Source organism: Arthrobacter sp. 10N418 (assembly GCF_056394725.1).
In genome coordinates, this window is record NZ_JBFTIK010000001.1 from 223,349 (window position 1) to 241,159 (window position 17,811).

Sequence of the window (17,811 nt, forward strand, 5' to 3'; positions counted from 1 at the left end):
AAGGTAGGGATACCGCGTTTCCGGGACCGTCGCTGTTTGTTAACGTGCTGTGACGTTTGCCTATCTGGGCCTTTATGACGGTGTGAGGAGTGCCGGGGCGGCCACGGTGACGACCACGGGGCGGGCCAGCGCCACTGTGTCCAAATAGTGGACCTTTTGTCCATTGACTGGACGGCTGGAACTATTATCAGACGTATACGAATCCCTTGCCGGACGGCCTTGGGGCATCGGGCTCTTCAGAGCATCCGTCCGGTCCTCATGAAAGCGTCACTACATGTCATCCAATGCCACCCTGTCGAAGCAGGGGCCCGCCAAGCAGGTGAACTCGCGCGGCCGCGTGATCGTCGCCAGCCTGATCGGCACCACCGTTGAGTTCTATGACTTCTACGTTTACGCCACCGCCGCGGTCCTGGTCTTTCCCAAGCTCTTCTTCCCCGGACAGAACGAGACCACCCAGCTGCTGAGCTCCTTTGCCGTCTTCGGCGTCGCGTTCATTGCCCGCCCGCTGGGCTCCATCGTCTTCGGCCACTTCGGCGACAAGTTCGGCCGCAAGGGCACCCTCGTGGCATCGCTGCTGACCATGGGCATTGCCACGTTCCTCATCGGCTGCCTGCCGACAGCGCTGGTCCCGGGCTGGACCTTCTGGGCTCCGGCGCTCCTGGTCGTCATGCGCTTCGCCCAGGGCCTGGCCCTCGGCGGCGAGTGGAGCGGTGCGGCACTGCTCGCCACCGAGAATGCCCCCGCAAACAAACGCGCCATCTACGGCACATTCCCGCAGCTGGGCGCTCCGATCGGCTTCATCATCGCGAACGTGCTGTTCCTGGTCTTCAGCTACACCCTGACCCCGCAGTCATTCGCCGACTGGGGCTGGCGTGTGCCCTTCCTGGTCAGCGCCGTCATGGTCATTATCGGACTGTACGTCCGCCTCAAGCTCATCGAAACCCCGGCCTTCACCAAGGTCCTGGAGTCCAACGAGGTCGCGAAGCTGCCGCTGGGCCGCGTCTTCAAGACCAGCTGGCGCCCGCTCATTCTCGGCACATTCATCATGCTCGCCACCTACGTGCTCTTCTACCTCATGACCACGTTCACGCTGACCTACGGGACCAAGCCCACGCTGGCCGGCGCGCAGGCGGCTGCCGTCAAGGCAGGCAAGCCGATGACGGACGCGGCAGCTGCCGCATTCGTCCCGGGCCTGGGCTTCACCCGCAACGACTTCCTGTGGATGCTCATTGCGGGCGTCGTATTCTTCGGGATCTTCACCCTGGTGTCCGGCCCGCTCGCGGAGAAGTTCGGCCGCCGCAAGATGCTCCTCGCGGTGACCGCCGGCATCTTCGTCTTCGGCCTGCTGTTCGTCCCGCTGTTCAACGGCGGCTTCGTGGGCACCATGGCGGTGCTCATCCTCGGCTTCACCCTGATGGGCCTCACCTTCGGTCCGATGGGCGCACTGCTCCCTGAGCTGTTCCCCACCAATGTCCGGTACACGGGGTCCGCCATCAGCTACAACGTCTCCAGCATCCTCGGCGCTGCGGTGGCTCCCTTCATCGCCGTGTGGCTGTGGGAGTCGGCCAAGGGCAGCCCGGTGCTGGTGGGGGTGTACCTCAGCGTGATGGCCGTGCTGACGCTGATAGCCCTCTTCCTGAGCAAGGAAACCAAGGACCTGGACTACGAGAACAACGTGGCCTGACGCTCCTTCCCGCTTCCTACCGCAAATGCCCGGCGTGTTCCTTGGACACGCCGGGCATTTGCGTGTCGGCCGGAATGCAACTGGGCAGGAACGCGGGGCGCAGGCTTGAACAGCGGCAGGGACGGGCCGGCGGGCCCATGCGGGGCGGGGAGGCTTAGTTGGCGTACCGCTCGACGAAGTTCCGCAGGATGTCCATGGGCTCGGTCACGCTGAAATGCCGGGCGCTGGCCATGAGCTCCTCGGCGGATTCGGGCGGGAAGTAGCCGGCGTGGCGGTAGATGTCGATCCGGGTGATGAGCCCGTCGGCGTCGAGCTCCGGGTGGAACTGGGTGGCGTAGAGGTTGCTGCGGATCCGGAACATCTGCACGGGGCAGGCGGGGGAGCCCGCCAGCAGCACAGCATGGGCGGGCAGGACGGTGCACGCCTCCTTGTGGCCGGCGAACGCAATGAACTGCTCCGGCATCCCTTTCAGGAGGGGATCCTGCAGCCCCTCCGGCGTCAGGGTGATCGTCACCGCGCCGAGGCCTTCGCCGTAGGTCCTGTCGATCACGGCGCCCTGGTGCAGGCCGAGCGTGCCGACCCCGTAGCAGGCGCCCAGGAAAGGGAAGTCCTCGGCCACGATCCGGTCCAGCAGCGTGGCTAGCTCCCGCTCCACCCTGTGCTGGGTGGCGCTCTTCTCTTCGACTGGGTCGCTGGATGTGAACGGGCTGCCGCCCACGATCACTCCGGAATACGTCGTGAGGTCCAGCTCCGGGAGCGGGGCGGCTTCCATCCTGATCCGGTGCAGCTGCTCCGGCTCAAGGCCTCCATAGCGCAGATAAGCGCGGTATTCGTCGTCGGCTGCGGCGTCCTCGGCGCGCGAGGCGAGGAGTAGGAATGGCTTCACACCCCAAGTCTGCACGGGCCGGTCGCGGAGGCGCCACAGGCGCGCCCGCAACCGGCCAGCAAGGCGGTGCTACTCTGCGGCGCCGTCTTCGATCAGGGCGATCACGGCGCCGGCGGAGACCGTCTCACCGGCAGAGGCGGACAGCCCGATCACGATTCCGGCGCGGTGCGCGGTCAGCGGCTGCTCCATCTTCATTGCCTCAAGCACGACCACGAGATCGCCTTCGGCCACGGCGTCGCCTTCCGCCACGGCCACCTTCACGATGGTGCCCTGCATCGGGGACGTCAGGGCGTTGCCGCTGGCCGCCACCACGGCGCCGCCGCTGCGGGAGCGCTTCTTGGCCTTGGCAGGCTTGCCGCCGGACCCGACGGTGCCGGAACCCAGCGACGCCGGGAGGACAACCTCCAGGCGCTTGCCGCCGACCTCGACGACGACGCGCTGGCGTTCGCCGCCGTCGGCCGGTTCAGCCTCGGCGCCGGAGGGGGTCCAGGCGGGGATGTCGTTGACGAAGGCCGTCTCGATCCAGCGGGTGTGGACCTTGAACGGGCCCTCGGTAGGGGCGAAGTCCGGGTTGGTGACGACGGCGAGGTCGAACGGGATGACGGTGGGGATGCCCTCCACCACCATCTCCTCGAGCGCGCGGCGGGCTCGCTGCAGGGCCTGGGTGCGGGTCGCGCCGGTGACGATCAGCTTCGAGAGCATGGAGTCGAAGTTGCCGCTGATGATGTCGCCCTGTTCCACGCCGGAGTCGACGCGCACGCCGGGGCCGGTCGGGTTCTTCAGGGTCGTGATGGTTCCCGGGGCGGGCATGAAGTTCCGGCCCGGGTCCTCGCCGGTGATGCGGAACTCGATGGAGTGGCCGCGGACTTCGGGGTCCCCGTAGCCGAGCTCCTCGCCGCGGGCCAGCCGGAACTGCTCGCGGACGAGGTCGATCCCGGTGACTTCCTCGGAGACGCAGTGCTCCACCTGGAGGCGGGTGTTGACCTCAAGGAAGGAGATGGTTCCGTCCTGGCCGACGAGGAACTCGCAGGTGCCGGCGCCGAGGTAACCGGCTTCCTTGAGGATGGCCTTGGAGGACTCGTAGAGGCGGCGGTTCTGCTCCTCGGTCAGGAACGGGGCCGGGGCCTCCTCGACGAGCTTCTGGTTGCGGCGCTGGAGCGAGCAGTCGCGGGTGGATACGACGACGACGTTGCCGTGCGCGTCGGCGAGGCACTGGGTCTCGACGTGCCGCGGCGCGTCCAGGAAGCGCTCGATAAAGCATTCGCCCCGGCCGAACGCGGCGACGGCCTCACGCACGGCGGATTCAAAGAGTTCGGGGATTTCCTCGCGGGTGCGGGCGACCTTGATGCCGCGGCCGCCGCCGCCGAAGGCAGCCTTGATGGCCACGGGCAGGCCGAACTTGTCCACGAAGTCGAGGATTTCCTCGGCGGATTCCACCGGGTCGGCCGTGCCGGGGACCTGCGGGGCGCCGACCTTTTCGGCGATGTGGCGGGCCTGGACCTTGTCGCCCAGAGCGGAGATCGCTGCCGGGGAGGGGCCGATCCACGTGATGCCGGCATCAATCACCTTGGCGGCGAACTCGGCGTTCTCGGCCAGGAAGCCGTAGCCGGGGTGGATGGCGTCGGCGCCGGACTGGAGGGCCACCTCGATCAGCTTGTCCATCACAAGGTAGGACTCCGCGGCCGTGTTGCCGCCGAGCGCGTAGGCCTCGTCTGCCAGCCGGACATGCAGTGCATCGCGGTCCGGGTCCGCGTACACGGCCACCGAAGTGATGCCTTCATCGCGGGCGGCACGGATGATGCGCACGGCGATTTCGCCGCGGTTGGCGATCAGCACCTTGCTCAGCCGATGGGTGCCGGCGGCAGTGCTTTCATTGGCTGATCGCTGCACGGTGTTTGCGGACTGCTCCGAATTTGCTGACAAGGCGTCTCCTTCTTTCCTTCAGGGAGCCTAGCGCGGTTTTGTGGGTTCCGCCGATATTACTTGCGGATTCCGCGCGTAAACGGCCACTACTTTGTAGGGTTGCTACAAGGCGCCGCGAATTGGTTCACTCGGCTCCCAGTCGCTGCTCACTCGGCCCGGACGTCCGCCGGGTCCACGGCCCCGCCGGTCCAGAGTTCGGTGATCCCCACATTTGCCTGGCTGAGCAACGCTCGAAGCGTGGAAATGGAGAGCCCGACGACGGTGTGGGGGTCGCCGTCGACCTTGCGGATGAAGGCCCCGCCGTAGCCGTCGATCGTGAACGAACCGGCGCACTGAAGCGGCTCGCCCGTGGCGATGTAGGTGTCGATTTCCGCGCCGGTCATGTCCATGAAGTGCACTTCGGCGGAGGAGACGGAGCCGAGGGTCGCGCCGGAGCCACGCGCGGTGACGACACCGCCGCCGCCCGCCGCCGGATCGACGTCAGTGTCGCGGCAGTCCACGAGCCAGTGGCCCGTGTGCAGGATGCCCATGCTGCCGCTCATGCGGAGCATCCGCTCGCGGGCGACGTCGGCGGTGTACGGCTTGCCGTGGGCCTCGCCGTCGAACTCGAAGACCGAATCGCAGCCGATGACGATTGCGCCGTCGGCCTCCGGCAGCGAGGCGACCGCCTCGGCCTTGGCCCGGGCCAGCAGCAGGGCGGTATCGTGCGGGTCGGTCACGCCGTAGCGGGCCTGGACGGCGTCCTCGTCCACATCCGAGACGAGGACCTCGTGCTTGATGCCGGCATTGGCGAGCAGCTTGGTGCGGGCGGGGGACTGGGAGGCAAGGATGAGGCGGGTCACCGCTCCAGCCTAATTGACCCTGGACGGGCTGGGGAGTTGCGGCTGCCGGGCGGGGCGAAAGCCTCTGGTTACGGATATTTGGCCATGGTGTGGTTGAGGCAGGACCCTACGGAGAATCGAGAAGTCCATGACCGGCTGGCTAATCGCGGGCGTCACCACCATGGGCGCCGGAACATATTTTGGCTGGGACGGCTTCACCATCCAGTCGGGAAACCTGATGGTGATCGTAGTGATGATCGTCCTGTTCGTGCTGGCGCTGGTCCTTCCTTTTCCCGGCGGGAAGCGGCGGAAATGACCGCCCGGACCACACCGGCGCGCGGGTTGCCGGCGGAGGACCATGACGCGCACACCTGGACCGGCAAAGCCCGCAGGTGGATGCTTGGGAAGCTCCCCCCGGACAAACTCCTGCCCGAGGACCAGCCAAGCTATGTCATGTCCTGGGCCTATGTCTTCGGTATGGGGGCTATCGCGTCGCTGCTCTGGATCATCATTTCCGGGATCGTGCTGGGACTGAACGGACCCCAGTGGTATCACGTTTCCTCCCTCGGCAGCTTCGTCAACAGCACCCACTTGTGGAGCGTGGAACTGTTCTTCATCTTCATGGTGGTGCACCTCTGGCTGAAGTTCTGGATGGCGGCCTGGCGCGGTGGCCGGGTTCTGACCTGGATCACCGGCATGCTCTCCTTCGTCGTTTCCATCGTGGCGGCCTTCACCGGGTATCTTCTCCAGACAAACTTCGATTCCCAGTGGATTGCCTTCGAAGCCAAGGATGCGCTGAACGCCGTGGGGGTGGGCGCCTGGTTCAACGTGACCAACGTCGGACAGATCTTCGTGTGGCACATCACACTGCTGCCCCTGGCCGTGGGCGCCGTGGTGATCCTGCATGTCCTGCTGGTCCGGGTCCACGGTGTTGCGCCACCGTTGGAAGCCGCCGAGGGTGACGCCCAGCTGCGCGGCAACAGCCCGGCGCCCAGCCAGGCCCAGGCGCCCAGCCACCCGCTGGAGTCCGCCATTCCCCAGGAGTCCGACGAACCGAAGGACGCAGCGCCATGACCGGCAAGAGCAGCACTGACTCATGGCGGAAGACGGACGACGTTGCCAGCCGGCCGTGGACGGGCCGCGTCCGTGAGTATGACCTCCTGAAGGAACTCACCATTGGGGTTGTGGTGGTGGGGCTGCTGGTGTTCGGTGTGTCGGCCATCTTCGGCGCCCCGGACGAGCCCAGCGTCAGCCTCAAATCGTGGGCGGCCACCGCCCCGGCGGACTTCGTCGCCACCGCGGCCACGGAACTGGGCGGAACGTCCGGCACCGCCGGGTACGGGCCGCCGTACAACTCCACTCCGGACGCCTCGCAGAAAATCGGCCCGGTGGACCTCCAAAGCCTCTCCGGCGTCCGGCTTCCGGTCGATACTGCCCAGGACTTCGTGATTGGGCCGCTGGAGTCGCTGCCGTCGCCGCCGGCCGCCCTGGCCGACTGGACGGCCGCCACGGACCAGCAACGTTCCGACTGGACTGCCGCCTATTCCGACGCCCTCGCGGCGGCCCCCGACAACGACCCCGCCAAGGTCGCCGACGGCTCCTATGGCCCGGTTCCCGCCCTCACCGGCGCTTTGCTGGACATGGCGCGGCAAGGCACCTTGGACGGTGTGCTGCAGGGCGGCGGAAACTTCTACAACATGGACTACACCCGCAGCCTCCTGTTCCTCGGAGACGGCAGCTACTTTCCGGATCTTGCGGCAGGCCAGCACCTCTCCGGGGACCAGTGGGGCGTGATGAACGAGACCGGTGACACGCCCGGGCAGTCCTGGCTGTGGCTCTTCTCGCTCCTCTACCAGGTGGAACCGTTCAAGTCCTCGCCGAGTGTCGACGCCCTGGCGGTTATCACAATGTTCGTGCTGACCGCGTTGCTGACCCTGCTGCCGTTCATCCCTGGCTTGAGGTCGCTGCCGCGGAAGCTGCCCGTTCATCGTCTGATCTGGCGAGACTACTACCGGAACCGCTAAAGCCGCCCGCGGCGGGCTTGCGCAGTTTGGCGCCCTCGACGTCGACGTCCGGCAGGATCCGGTTCAGCCACCCGGGCAGCCACCACGCCTTGTCGCCGAGCAGGTACATCACGGCCGGGACAATGGTCATGCGCACCACGAAGGCGTCCACCAGCACGCCGAAGGCCATCGCGAAGCCCAGCGGCCGGACCATGTTCAGGTGCGAGAAGATGAAACCGGAGAACACGCTGACCATGATGATCGCGGCGGCGGTGACTACGGCGGCCGCGTGGCTGAAGCCGGAGCGGACCGCGTGCTTGGCCGGTTCGCCGTGCATGAAGGACTCGCGCATGCCGGAGGCGATGAACACCTGGTAGTCCATGGCCAGGCCGAAGAGCACACCGATCAGGATGATCGGCAGGAAGCTCAGCACGGCGCCGGGGTTTTCGACGCCGAACACGGTCCCGAGCCAGCCCCACTGGTACACCGCGACGACGCCGCCGAAGGCGGCCGCGAGCGAGAGCAGGAAGCCGCCCGTGGCCAGCAGCGGGACCACGATCGAGCGGAACACGAGCAGCAGCAGGAGCAGCGAGAGTCCGACGACGATGGCCAGGTACGGCGGCAGAGCGGCGCCGAGCTTGCTCGAGACGTCGACGTTGCCGGCGGTCTGGCCGGTGAGGCCGATGCTGGCCCCGGTGGTGTCCTGGATCCGGGCCTTTTCGGCGCGGAGCTCGGATACCACCTCGACGGTGCTGGCGCTTGCAGGACCCTCCTTCGGGAGGATCTGGAAGACGGCGGTGCGGCGGTCTTCACTCAGGGCCAGCGGTACGGCGGCGGCAACGTTGTCCGTTTTGCGCAGGATGTCCGCGACGTCGAACTGCTTGGCCTGTGCCTCGGCGGCGGTGAGGCCCGCGGGGAAGTCGCCGACGACGATGATCGGCCCGGTCATGCCCTCGCCGAAGCTCCGCTTGGTGACGTCGTAGGCCTTGAAGGCAGCCGAGGCGACCGGCTCGGAGCTGGCATCGGGCAAGGCGAGCCGGAGCTGGCTGGCGGGAAGCGCCACCACACCCAGCAGCAGCACGCCGGCCAGCAGGGACAGCCATGGGTGCCGGGTGACGACGCCGCCCCAGCCATGGCTGCTGCGGTATTCGTCCTTGGCGCGGTCCTCGGTCTCATGGCCGGGGGCGGCGTTGTGCTGCTCCGCCTTCGCCCAGGCCCGCTTGGAAATGAGTCTGCGGCCGACCAGGGACAGGATGGCCGGCGTCAGGGTCAGGGCGACGACGACGGCCACCGCCACCGTGGCGGCAGCGGACAGGCCCATGACGGCCAGGAACGGCAGCCCCGGCACCACGAGGGCCGCGAGGGCGATGATCACTGTGAGGCCGGCGAAGAGCACGGCGTTGCCGGAGGTGCCCGTGGCCAAGGCCACGGACTCCTCGGGGTCCAGACCGGCGAGCAGCTGGCCGCGGTGCCGGTTGACGATGAACAGGGAGTAGTCGATGCCGACGGCGAGGCCCAGCATGAGCGCCAGCATCGGGGAGATGGAACTCATGTCGACGGCGCCGCTGAGGGCGAACGTGCCACCGACGCCGACGGCCACGCCGACGATCGCCATCAGCAGCGGAAGCCCGGCGGCGACCAGGGTTCCCAGCATGATGATCAGCACGAGCGCGGCGACGGCGATGCCGATGACCTCCGCGGTGCCGAAGATCTCCGAGATGTCCTCGCTGATTTCCTTGCTGGGCAGCGCCGTCACGTTGGCGGAGGAGACCTCTTTGACGATGTCCTGGACTTCCTGCCGCACCTCAGGCGTGAGGCCGTTGATCGAGGTCTTGAACTGCACCTGGGCAATGGCAGCCTTGCCGTCCTCGGAGACGAAACGCAGGCCATGGGAAGCTTCCAGCTGGCGTTTGCCGAGGGCCAGCTTGGCGTTGCCGGCCTCAAGGTCCTTGGTGCCGGCGTCGAGCTTTGCCTGGCCTGCGGCTAGGGCGGCTTTCTGCTGCCCGAGCCGGGCATCGATGGCCTGCGGGGACATGCCGGCCGCGGTCATCTGCGCCTCGGCGGCGTCCAGCTGGGCCTTGCCCGCGGCGAGATCCGCCGCGGCCTTGTCCAGCTGGGCTTTACCCGCGGCGGCCTGCTGGTCGCCGGCGGCAAGGTCCGTGCCGGCCTTGTCCAGCTGCGCCTGGGTGGCGAAGGGATCGACGGTGCCTTGGACATCCGGGATGCTCTTCAGCTTGGCCAGCGCGGCGGACACTGCGTCCTTGCCGGCCTGGCTGAACTGCGCGTCGTTGGCTTCGAAGACGATGCTTGCGGAACCGCCGGAGGAGGACGGGAGCTCCTTTTTGAGCTTGTCCGCCATCTGCTGGGTCTCAGTGCCCGGGATCTGGAAGTTGTTGGACAGGGTGCCGTGGAACGCTGCCGCGGCACCGCCGACGGCCACCATGACGGCAAGCCAGAGGGAGATGACGAGCCAGCGGTGGCGGTAGGAGAACTTGCCGAGGCGATAGAGCAAAAGAGCCATGTCAGGACCGATCTGGGGAAGGGGCGGCGGTGTGGCTGGCGGCCGGAGCGGCAGCCGGAGAGGCAAATCCGGAGCCCAGCAGGCTCATGGAATCGATCAGGAGCTGGCGAAGGGTGGCGAGCGATTCGGCGGACAGGGAGCCGCCGCACCGGGCGAACCACACGTCCATCGCGGCTTTGCCGCAGGAAATGATGGAACCCGCCAAAGCGCGGAGATAGAGTTCGTCGACGCCGGTGCCGCGGCCGGCCCCGGCGTCCCGGGCGAAGCGCTCGCGGGCGGCGTCGATGATCTCCACAGTGCAGTGGTCCCACGCTTCCAGTTCGGACCGGTTGAGCTGCGGGTTGGACTGGCCAAGGCTGTAGAGCTCGGCCAGCGGGGCGATGGTCATCGGGTCGGCGAGTTCAACGAGGGCGGCCCGGGCGGATTCCAGGATGGGTTCAGTGGCCGGACGGAGCCGGAACTGCTGGAGCGCTGTGTCCAGGAACCCGTGGGTCACCGAGGCAATGACCGCTTCGGTGCTGCTGAAGTAGTTGAAGAACGTCCGGCGGGAGATTCCGGCGGCTTCGGCGATGTCCTCGACCGTGAAGTTGCCCGGTCCCCGCGTGCGGAGCAGCTCCAGGGTCGCGTCGGTAATGGCCTGGCGCGTGGCCGCTTTGTTCAGTTCGCGGCGCGAGGGCGCCGGGATCCCGGCGGCGCCGCGGTCGCCAGGCGCGCCGGGATCGCCGGAGGCCGGCGGGGAAGCTGACGGAATGGGCATATGGGTACACTACGTGCATGTTTGCACTCCGGGCAAGTTTCTTCGGAGCTGGCGGGGTCCCGGCGTCTCGCGGCGGCGTTACGGTTGGCGGTCCGCCTGCTGGGCCGCCCCGGTCAGGTGGAGGGACTGCGCCGTGGCGCCCGGTTCGCCGTCGGCCAGCGGCACAGCGAAAACGGCGGTGCCGTAGGCACAGATCTCCGACCAGTTGTTGGCCATGTGCGCTGTGTCGAACCGCATCGCGATAATTGCATTTGCGCCGCGCTGCTCTGCCTCGGCGACCATCCGGGCCATGACCTCCCGGCGGCTGTCGTAGAGGACCTGGGTCAGTTCGCGGAGCTCACCGCCGACGAGGGAGCGCAGACCGGCCACGACCTGGCCGGCGATGTCCCGGGAGCGGACGGTCAGGCCCATGACTTCGCCGAAGACGGCGTCGATCCGGTGGCCCGGGATGTCGTTCGAGGTGACGATCAGCATGCCCCGAGCCTAACCAGAATTCCGGCTGCGGGACGGGAACGGTGATCCGATATTCGAGCCGGGAATGCACGGCAAAGACTCACGGCCGCATTCACAGGAAAGTGAAAGGTGGGAAACAGCCATTTGTGATGCCGCGGAGGCAGACTGAAAGTGGTCTTGAAAGGGACTCCCGGAAACATCCGCAGGTAACGGCGCCGTCACTGCACGGCAGATCCAGGAGAAACACATGTCACGCAGGAAGAAGATCGCCCTCGGCCTGGGGGCGGGGGCGCTGGCCCTCGGAGCCGGGCTCGGAGTCGCCGGAATGGCGCATGCGACGACGACTCCCACCCCCGCTCCCAGCTCCAGCACCCAGGCGGGCACCCAGGCGGGCACCCAGAACGACGGCCACGGCATGCGTGGCGGCCGCCACGGCGGCCTGGGAACGGGGGAGCAGGCCAAGGAGCTCGCCGCTAAACTCGGCGTGGACGAGGCCAAGGTCTCGGACGCGCTGAAGGCCTTCCGGCAGGCCAACAAGCCGTCCTCGCCGCCGACCGAGGGGCAAAAGCCCGACCGCGCCGCGATGGAGAAGGCCCTGGCCGCGTCCCTGGCAAAGTCGCTTGGCATTGACGAATCCAAGGTCACCGCGGCCCTCGACGAACTCCGCACGCAGGCGCAGGCTGACCACGCCGCCGCGCTGAAGCCCCGGCTGGACCAGGCCGTCAAGGACGGCACCCTGACCCAGGCTGAGGCTGACGCCGTCACGAAGGCTGCCGAGAAAGGCGTGATCGGCGGCGGCCGCTGAGGCACTGCGGTATGAGCCACAACAAGTAGTCCCCGGGACGAGAATCCCGGGGACTACTGTCGCTATGCGGTGCTTAGGCCTTTGCGCCGGCCAATTCGCGCCCGGCGGCAGCCGGAGCATCGCCGTCGGCGTCACCATTGTCGGAGCCAACAACGGCAGCGTCAGCAACGGCAGCGTCAGCAACTTCGTCGTCCACAACGTCGTCGCTGAACGGGTCGCCGCTGCGCGGGGCGTTGTAGAGCGACTCGTCCAGGATGCCCTGGCGCTTGGCCACGATCGTTGGGACCAGGGCCTGACCGGCCACGTTGACCGCGGTGCGGCCCATGTCCAGAATCGGGTCGATCGCGAGCAGGAGCCCGACGCCGGCCAGCGGCAGTCCCAGCGTGGAGAGCGTCAGGGTCAGCATCACGACGGCGCCGGTGGTGCCGGCGGTCGCGGCGGAGCCCAGCACGGAGACGAGCGCGATCAGCAGGTACTGCGTGAAGTCCAGCTGGATGCCGAAGAACTGGGCCACGAAGATCGCGGAGATGGCCGGGTAGATCGCGGCACAGCCGTCCATCTTGGTGGTCGCGCCCAGCGGCACGGCGAAGGAGGCGTAAGCGCGGGGAACACCCAGGGAACGCTCGGTCACGCGCTGGGTCAGCGGCAGGGTTCCCACCGAGGAGCGGGAGACGAAGGCCAGCTGCACGGCCGGCCAGACGCCGGAGAAGTACTGCTTGACGGAGAGACCGTGGCTGCGGACCAGGACCGGGTAGACCACGAACAGCACGAGGGCGAGGCCGACATAGATGGCCACGGTGAACTTACCGAGAGAGCCGATGGTGTCCCAGCCGTAGACGGCCACGGCGTTGCCGATCAGGCCGACGGTGCCCAGCGGGGCGATCCGGATGATCCACCAAAGGACCTTCTGGATCACGGCGAGGGCGGAGGCATTGAGGTCCAGGAACGGCTCGGCGGCCTTGCCCACCTTAAGCGCAGCGATGCCGACGGCGATGGCGATCACGAGGATCTGAAGGACGTTGAAGCTCACAGCGGTGGTGGCGACGCCGTCAGTGACCGTCGTACTCGCGCCCAGGCCCAGGAAGTTCTTCGGGAACAGTCCGACCAGGAAGGCCCACCAGTCACCGGACTTGCCGGCGTACTTGGCCTGCTGGGTGATGCCGGTGCTCGCACCGGGCTGCAGCAGCACGCCCAGGCCGATGCCGATCAGGACGGCAATGAGCGAGGTGATGGCGAACCAGAGCAGCGTGTTCCAGGCCAGCCGGGCCGCGTTGGAGACGGCGCGCAGGTTCGAGATGGAACTGACGACGGCGGTAAAGATAAGCGGAACGACGGCGGTCTGCAGCAGCGAGACGTAGCTCGAGCCGATGGTCTGCAGCGTGGCGCCGAGGGCATTGGGGTTCGTCTTGGTGCTGCCCGTGTACTTCGCGAGCAGGCCAAGGCCCAGGCCCACGATCAAGGCGGCAATGATCTGGAAGCCAAAAGAGCCGGCCCATTTGGGCAGCTGGAAACCGGGCTTTCCTGCGGGGGCGGGGGTGCTTGTCTGAGTGGTCACCCGAACACGCTAGGACTCCCGTTCGTATCACGACTAACGGACGTTGAGAAATATTACGCGCTGTAAATCCTCGCAGGATTGCCCGGACCCCGGATTTCCGCTGAAGGATCACCCGAATGTGAAGTTATTCCACCCGGGGGTGTGGCGATTGTCTCGCGCGGGCCCCGGTCCTAGAGTGGTGGCCATGGCTATCGCACGCTTCCCGGTCGTCGTACTCGACTGTCCTGACCCCAAGTTACTGGCCGAGTTCTACGGCGCCCTGCTCGGCTGGAAGGTCGAGCAGGGCGACGAAGACTGGTGCTCCGTTCGCGCCGAATACGGCGATGCGCTGAGTTTCCAGAAGGTCGAGTCCTTCACGCCGCCGCAATGGCCCGGCCAGGAGGTACCGCAGCAGATGCACCTCGACCTCCTCGTCGACGACCTCGACGCCGCAGAGGCAGCAGTGCTCAAACTCGGCGCGACCAAGCACGGACACCAGCCCGGAACGACCTTCCGGGTGTTCCTAGACCCGGCGGGCCATCCGTTGTGCCTCTGCCTGAGCTGACGGCTCACAGCCCGGGTGGCAGCGAAAGACCTACCCGAGCAGCGCGCGCTTCAGGGTGTCCAGGCCCACGGAGCCGATGTTCAGGGCCTTGGTGTGGAACGCCTTGAGGTCGAAGCCGGGGCGTGATTCCAATTCGGCGCGGACCTGCTCCCACAGCCGCTGCCCCACCTTGTACGACGGCGCCTGGCCCGGCCAGCCGAGATAACGGGTGAACTCGAACTTGAGCTGCCCCTCGCTGATCGGCAGGTTGGCTTTGAGGAACTCGAAGCCCTTGTCCGAAGTCCAGGTGCCCGACCCCCAACGCTCGGGCACCTCCAACTCCAAGTGCACGCCGATGTCGAACACCACTCGGGCGGCACGCATGCGCTGCATGTCCAGCATCCCCATGTGGTCGCCCGGATCCTTCAGGTAGCCCAATTCCTGCATGAGCTTCTCCGCGTAGAGTGCCCAGCCTTCACCGTGACCGGAGGTCCAGCACACGCTGCGGCGCCACTTGTTGAGCAGTTCGCGGCGGTAGATGGCCGTGGCGATCTGCAGGTGGTGGCCCGGGACCCCCTCGTGGAACACGGTGGTGGTCTCGGCCCACGTGGTGAACGTGTCCTCGCCGGCGGGCACCGACCACCACATCCGTCCCGGGCGCTTGAAGTCCTGCGACGGCGGGGTGTAGTAGATGCCGCCCTCGTCCGTGGGGGCGATCCGGCATTCGAGCGTCTTCATGATGTCCGGGATCTCGAAGTGGACGCCGGCGAGCTCGGCCACCGCCTTGTCGGAGAGTTCCTGCATCCAGGCTTTGAGGGCGTCGGTGCCCTTGAGCCGACGGGCCGGATCGTTGTCCAGGATCTTCTTGGCTTCTTCGATCGAGGCCCCGGGTCGGATCTCTTCGGCAACCCGCTCCTGTTCGGCGATGATGCGCGCGAGTTCCTCAACGCCCCAGGCGTAGGTCTCCTCCAGGTCCACGGTGGCGCCGAGGAAGGCGCGGGAGGCCAGGGCGTAGCGCTCACGGCCCACAGCGTCCTTGGCGGGGGCGACCGGCTGGAGCTCCGACTCGAGGAATCCTGCCAGCCGGGAGTAGGCCACGCGGGCGTCCGCGGCGCCGGCGTCGAGCCTGGCCTGCAGCTCCGGCGGCAGCGGCCCTTCGGATGTCCTGGCGCCGGCCGTGAGCTTCGCGAAGAAGCCGTCCGCCGCGGCGTACTTGGTGGTCTGCTCGATGACGATCGAGACCTGGCGGACCGCGGAGACCTTGCCGTCCTCCTTTGCGGCGCGCAGGGACTCGATGTAGCCGTCGATGGCGCCGGCGACGTTATGTGCCCGGCCCGCGATGTGCTCCCAGTCCTCGGCGGTGGCCGTGGGCATGAGGTCGAAGATGGCGCGGATCTGCTGGGCGGGCGACTCGATGTTGTTCAGGTCGGCAAGGTCCCAGCCGGACGCGTGGATCTCCAGCTGCAGGCCCAGGCGCTCGTGCATGGCGTCGAGCGTGACGGCGTCGACGTCGTCAACGGGCTCCAGGCCCTCCAGTGCGGCGAGTGCCTCGCGGGCCGCCGCGGCGAATTGCCCGTGGCCGGCCGGGGAGAAGTCAGCGTATTCGGTTTCATGGCCCGGGAGGCCGAGCTCGGTGGCGAAACTCGGGTTGAGGCGGATGAGCGTGTCCGTGTACGCGTCGGCGACGGCATCGATGGCCGTCTGGGGGCGCACGGGAGCAGGGCTGTCGGGCGTGGGGTTTTCATTCGTTTCGGTAGTCACCCGAACGAGACTAGCCCGGCCGCGGCGGTTATGAAAGGGTTGCTGAACTTTTCCTAGCCGCGGCTGCGCTTCCACGAACCGGGGCCGGGCTTCGGCGCCAACTGCAGCTGCTGCCGGCGGATCCAGTGCCTCGCGCTTGGCTCTTCGGGCGCCGCGGCTGCGCCGTTGCCGAGGGAGAGGACGACGGCGGCCAGCGCGGCGAGTTCCTCTGCCGTCGGCGCGCCCTTGACAACCGACATCAGGGGCTGCTCCGCCGGCGTGGCTTCGGGGTCTGCCGGTGCGCCCTCAGGTTTGGTCGACGGCGTCACAGCGGGATGTTCCCGTGCTTCTTGGCGGGCAGGCTGGCCCTCTTGTCCCGCAGCGCGCGCAGGGCCTTGGTGAGCTGCACGCGGGTCTCGGACGGGGCAATGACGGCGTCCACGTAGCCGAGCTGGGCAGCCTGGTAGGGGTTGAGCAGCTCTTCTTCGTACTGGCGGATGACTTCGGCGCGCTTGGCCTCGACGTCGCCCCCTGCTTCGGCAACGGCGGCAAGTTCGCGGCGGTACAGGATATTGACGGCGCCCTGGGCGCCCATCACGCCGATCTGGGCGGTGGGCCAGGCGAGGTTGAGATCCGCGCCGAGCTTCTTGGAGCCCATCACGATGTATGCCCCGCCGTAGGCTTTGCGCGTGATCACAGTCAGCTTCGGCACGGTCGCTTCGGCGTAGGCGTAGAGCAGCTTGGCGCCGCGCCGGATGATGCCCTGGAACTCCTGGTCCTTGCCCGGCAGGAAGCCCGGCACGTCCACGAGGGTGATGATGGGGATGTTGAAGGCGTCGCAGTGGCGCACGAACCGGGCAGCCTTCTCCGAAGCGGCAATGTCCAGGGTCCCGGCGAACTGCATGGGCTGGTTGGCAACGACGCCGACGGTGTGCCCCTCGATCCGGCCGTAGCCGATCATCACGTTCGGGGCGTAGAGGGACTGCATCTCCAGGAAGTGGGCGTCGTCCACGATCTGTTCGATGACCTTGCGCATGTCGTACGGCTGGTTGGCCGAGTCCGGGATGAGCAGATCGAGGGCGAGATCGTCGTCGTCGAGGTCCAGCTCCTGCTGATGATCCGTCACCGGCGCTTCGGCGAGGTTGTTGGAGGGCAGGAAGTCCAGCAGTTCGCGGACAAATTCGATGGCGTCGGCTTCATCGGACGCGAGGTAGGTGGACGTGCCTGTGTTGGCGTTGTGCTGGCGTGCGCCGCCGAGGGTTTCCATGTCAACGTCTTCGCCGGTGACGGTCTTGATGACGTCCGGGCCGGTGATGAACATGTGGGAGGTCTTGTCCACCATGACCACATAGTCCGTCAGGGCGGGGGAGTACGCGGCGCCGCCGGCGGAGGGGCCCATGATGAGGGAGATCTGCGGGACGACGCCGGAAGCGTGGACGTTGTTGCGGAAGATGTCCGCGAACATGGCCAGCGATGCGACGCCTTCCTGGATGCGCGCGCCGCCGCCGTCGAGGATGCCGACCACGGGGCAGCCGTTGCGCAGCGCAAACTCCTGGACCTTGACGATCTTCTCGCCGTTGACCTGGCTGAGCGAGCCGCCATAGACGGAGAAGTCCTGGCTGTAGACGGCAACGGGCCGGCCGTCCACGGTGCCGTAGCCGGAGACCAGGCCGTCGCCGAGCGGCTTCTTCTTCTCCATGCCGAACGCTGTCGAGCGGTGCACCGCGAGCGCATCGAACTCGACGAAGGAGCCGGCGTCCAGCAGCAGGTCGATGCGCTCGCGGGCGGTGTTCTTGCCGCGCGCATGCTGCTTCTCGATCGCTTCCGGGCCGGAGGGCTGCTCAGCACGGGCCAGGCGGTCGCGGAAGTCTGCAATCTTTCCCGCAGTCGTGGTCAGATCGTGGCTCATCAAGTGTCTCCGGCTCTGTTGCTGATTGTTCGGTCGCTGTAGCTCGCTGGCCCTGGTCCGCGTGGCGCTTTAGTTGGAATGCACAAAAGCAAGGCCTTGTTGGCAAGTCTAGTGACGCCATTGGCCCATGCCGCTGTAGAAAACCTACAATTTTCGCCCCGCGTCCCGCCATGACCGCAATGAGGTTCACGGGCGGCCCGGCCGAGCCCGGGCTCAGCGCTCCTACCCGGT

General features: G+C 67.2%; 16 protein-coding genes. 6 read left to right on the forward strand and 10 right to left on the reverse strand.

Annotation, left to right across the window (positions count from 1 at the left end; genetic code table 11):
• The first annotated feature begins 274 nt into the window (after positions 1–274).
• Positions 275–1,684, forward strand: coding sequence for an MFS transporter (locus AC1DCZ_RS00960; RefSeq protein WP_476894961.1), 1,410 nt, complete (start codon positions 275–277; stop codon positions 1,682–1,684).
• Between the two features lie 154 nt (positions 1,685–1,838).
• Here the strand turns inward: AC1DCZ_RS00960 and AC1DCZ_RS00965 are convergent, their stop codons facing one another.
• From AC1DCZ_RS00965 to AC1DCZ_RS00975, 3 genes are all read right to left on the reverse strand, one after another.
• Positions 1,839–2,570, reverse strand: coding sequence for a glutamine amidotransferase (locus AC1DCZ_RS00965; RefSeq protein ID WP_476972992.1), 732 nt, complete (start codon positions 2,568–2,570; stop codon positions 1,839–1,841).
• 69 nt (positions 2,571–2,639) lie between these two features.
• Entirely contained in the window at positions 2,640–4,460 is a 1,821-nt protein-coding gene (locus AC1DCZ_RS00970) for an acetyl/propionyl/methylcrotonyl-CoA carboxylase subunit alpha (protein WP_476973079.1), read from the reverse strand.
• Between the two features lie 179 nt (positions 4,461–4,639).
• Complete coding sequence (locus AC1DCZ_RS00975) at positions 4,640–5,335, reverse strand: Maf family protein (RefSeq protein ID WP_476972993.1); 696 nt, start codon at positions 5,333–5,335, stop codon at positions 4,640–4,642.
• Positions 5,336–5,462: 127 nt separating this feature from the next.
• On the opposite strand from AC1DCZ_RS00975, the gene AC1DCZ_RS00980 reads away from it, so the two are divergent.
• From AC1DCZ_RS00980 to AC1DCZ_RS00990, 3 genes are read left to right on the forward strand one after another with little or no spacing between them, the layout of a single operon-like run.
• Complete coding sequence (locus AC1DCZ_RS00980) at positions 5,463–5,630, forward strand: hypothetical protein (RefSeq protein WP_476972994.1); 168 nt, start codon at positions 5,463–5,465, stop codon at positions 5,628–5,630.
• On the forward strand, positions 5,627–6,388 hold the full coding sequence (locus tag AC1DCZ_RS00985) for a cytochrome b N-terminal domain-containing protein (protein ID WP_476972995.1): 762 nt from the start codon (positions 5,627–5,629) through the stop codon (positions 6,386–6,388). The genes AC1DCZ_RS00980 and AC1DCZ_RS00985 overlap by 4 nt, the downstream gene beginning before the upstream one ends.
• Positions 6,385–7,338, forward strand: a complete 954-nt coding sequence (locus AC1DCZ_RS00990; protein ID WP_476972996.1) for a hypothetical protein — start codon at positions 6,385–6,387, stop codon at positions 7,336–7,338. The genes AC1DCZ_RS00985 and AC1DCZ_RS00990 overlap by 4 nt, the downstream gene beginning before the upstream one ends.
• On the opposite strand, the gene AC1DCZ_RS00995 is transcribed toward AC1DCZ_RS00990, so the two are convergent.
• The 3 genes from AC1DCZ_RS00995 to AC1DCZ_RS01005 form a co-directional block, all read right to left on the reverse strand.
• Positions 7,259–9,838 carry an MMPL family transporter gene (locus AC1DCZ_RS00995; RefSeq protein WP_476972997.1) on the reverse strand — a complete coding sequence of 860 codons (2,580 nt, stop codon included), beginning with the start codon at positions 9,836–9,838 and terminating at the stop codon, positions 7,259–7,261. The genes AC1DCZ_RS00990 and AC1DCZ_RS00995 overlap by 80 nt on opposite strands.
• A 1-nt stretch (position 9,839) precedes the next feature.
• Positions 9,840–10,595, reverse strand: coding sequence for a TetR/AcrR family transcriptional regulator (locus tag AC1DCZ_RS01000; protein WP_476972998.1), 756 nt, complete (start codon positions 10,593–10,595; stop codon positions 9,840–9,842).
• 78 nt (positions 10,596–10,673) lie between these two features.
• Complete coding sequence (locus AC1DCZ_RS01005; RefSeq protein ID WP_476972999.1) at positions 10,674–11,069, reverse strand: YbjQ family protein; 396 nt, start codon at positions 11,067–11,069, stop codon at positions 10,674–10,676.
• A 226-nt stretch (positions 11,070–11,295) separates the two neighbouring features.
• Between AC1DCZ_RS01005 and AC1DCZ_RS01010 the strand changes: the two genes are divergently transcribed.
• Positions 11,296–11,853 (forward strand): hypothetical protein, encoded by a 558-nt coding sequence (locus AC1DCZ_RS01010; protein WP_476973000.1) that lies wholly within the window; start codon positions 11,296–11,298, stop codon positions 11,851–11,853.
• Positions 11,854–11,926: 73 nt separating this feature from the next.
• Here AC1DCZ_RS01010 and AC1DCZ_RS01015 read toward each other — a convergent pair whose 3' ends face one another.
• A complete protein-coding gene (locus AC1DCZ_RS01015; protein WP_476973001.1) occupies positions 11,927–13,408 on the reverse strand; it encodes a dicarboxylate/amino acid:cation symporter in 1,482 nt (493 codons plus the stop codon).
• Between the two features lie 184 nt (positions 13,409–13,592).
• Here AC1DCZ_RS01015 and AC1DCZ_RS01020 point away from each other — a divergent pair, with 184 nt between their 5' ends.
• The gene (locus AC1DCZ_RS01020) at positions 13,593–13,952 is read left to right on the forward strand and encodes a VOC family protein (RefSeq protein ID WP_476973002.1); all 360 of its coding nucleotides are present in this window, start codon (positions 13,593–13,595) and stop codon (positions 13,950–13,952) included.
• A 30-nt stretch (positions 13,953–13,982) separates the two neighbouring features.
• Here AC1DCZ_RS01020 and AC1DCZ_RS01025 read toward each other — a convergent pair whose 3' ends face one another.
• From AC1DCZ_RS01025 to AC1DCZ_RS01035, 3 genes are read right to left on the reverse strand one after another with little or no spacing between them, the layout of a single operon-like run.
• Positions 13,983–15,692 (reverse strand): DUF885 domain-containing protein, encoded by a 1,710-nt coding sequence (locus AC1DCZ_RS01025; RefSeq protein ID WP_476973003.1) that lies wholly within the window; start codon positions 15,690–15,692, stop codon positions 13,983–13,985.
• Positions 15,693–15,745: 53 nt separating this feature from the next.
• A complete protein-coding gene (locus tag AC1DCZ_RS01030; RefSeq protein ID WP_476894974.1) occupies positions 15,746–16,000 on the reverse strand; it encodes an acyl-CoA carboxylase epsilon subunit in 255 nt (84 codons plus the stop codon).
• Complete coding sequence (locus AC1DCZ_RS01035) at positions 15,997–17,580, reverse strand: acyl-CoA carboxylase subunit beta (RefSeq protein ID WP_476973004.1); 1,584 nt, start codon at positions 17,578–17,580, stop codon at positions 15,997–15,999. Before AC1DCZ_RS01035 ends, AC1DCZ_RS01030 begins: the two co-directional genes overlap by 4 nt.
• Positions 17,581–17,811: the final 231 nt, after the last annotated feature.

What these genes read in the sequence shown, in the direction of transcription:
- AC1DCZ_RS01000 (WP_476972998.1), bottom strand. Translation starts at nt 10,595, where the DNA reads ATGCCCATTCCGTCAGCTTCCCCGCCGGCCTCCGGCGATCCCGGCGCG.
- AC1DCZ_RS00990 (WP_476972996.1), top strand. Translation starts at nt 6,385, where the DNA reads ATGACCGGCAAGAGCAGCACTGACTCATGGCGGAAGACGGACGACGTT.
- AC1DCZ_RS01035 (WP_476973004.1), bottom strand. Translation starts at nt 17,580, where the DNA reads ATGAGCCACGATCTGACCACGACTGCGGGAAAGATTGCAGACTTCCGC.
- AC1DCZ_RS00980 (WP_476972994.1), top strand. Translation starts at nt 5,463, where the DNA reads ATGACCGGCTGGCTAATCGCGGGCGTCACCACCATGGGCGCCGGAACA.
- AC1DCZ_RS00995 (WP_476972997.1), bottom strand. Translation starts at nt 9,838, where the DNA reads ATGGCTCTTTTGCTCTATCGCCTCGGCAAGTTCTCCTACCGCCACCGC.
- AC1DCZ_RS00985 (WP_476972995.1), top strand. Translation starts at nt 5,627, where the DNA reads ATGACCGCCCGGACCACACCGGCGCGCGGGTTGCCGGCGGAGGACCAT.
- AC1DCZ_RS01010 (WP_476973000.1), top strand. Translation starts at nt 11,296, where the DNA reads ATGTCACGCAGGAAGAAGATCGCCCTCGGCCTGGGGGCGGGGGCGCTG.
- AC1DCZ_RS01005 (WP_476972999.1), bottom strand. Translation starts at nt 11,069, where the DNA reads ATGCTGATCGTCACCTCGAACGACATCCCGGGCCACCGGATCGACGCC.
- AC1DCZ_RS00960 (WP_476894961.1), top strand. Translation starts at nt 275, where the DNA reads ATGTCATCCAATGCCACCCTGTCGAAGCAGGGGCCCGCCAAGCAGGTG.
- AC1DCZ_RS01020 (WP_476973002.1), top strand. Translation starts at nt 13,593, where the DNA reads ATGGCTATCGCACGCTTCCCGGTCGTCGTACTCGACTGTCCTGACCCC.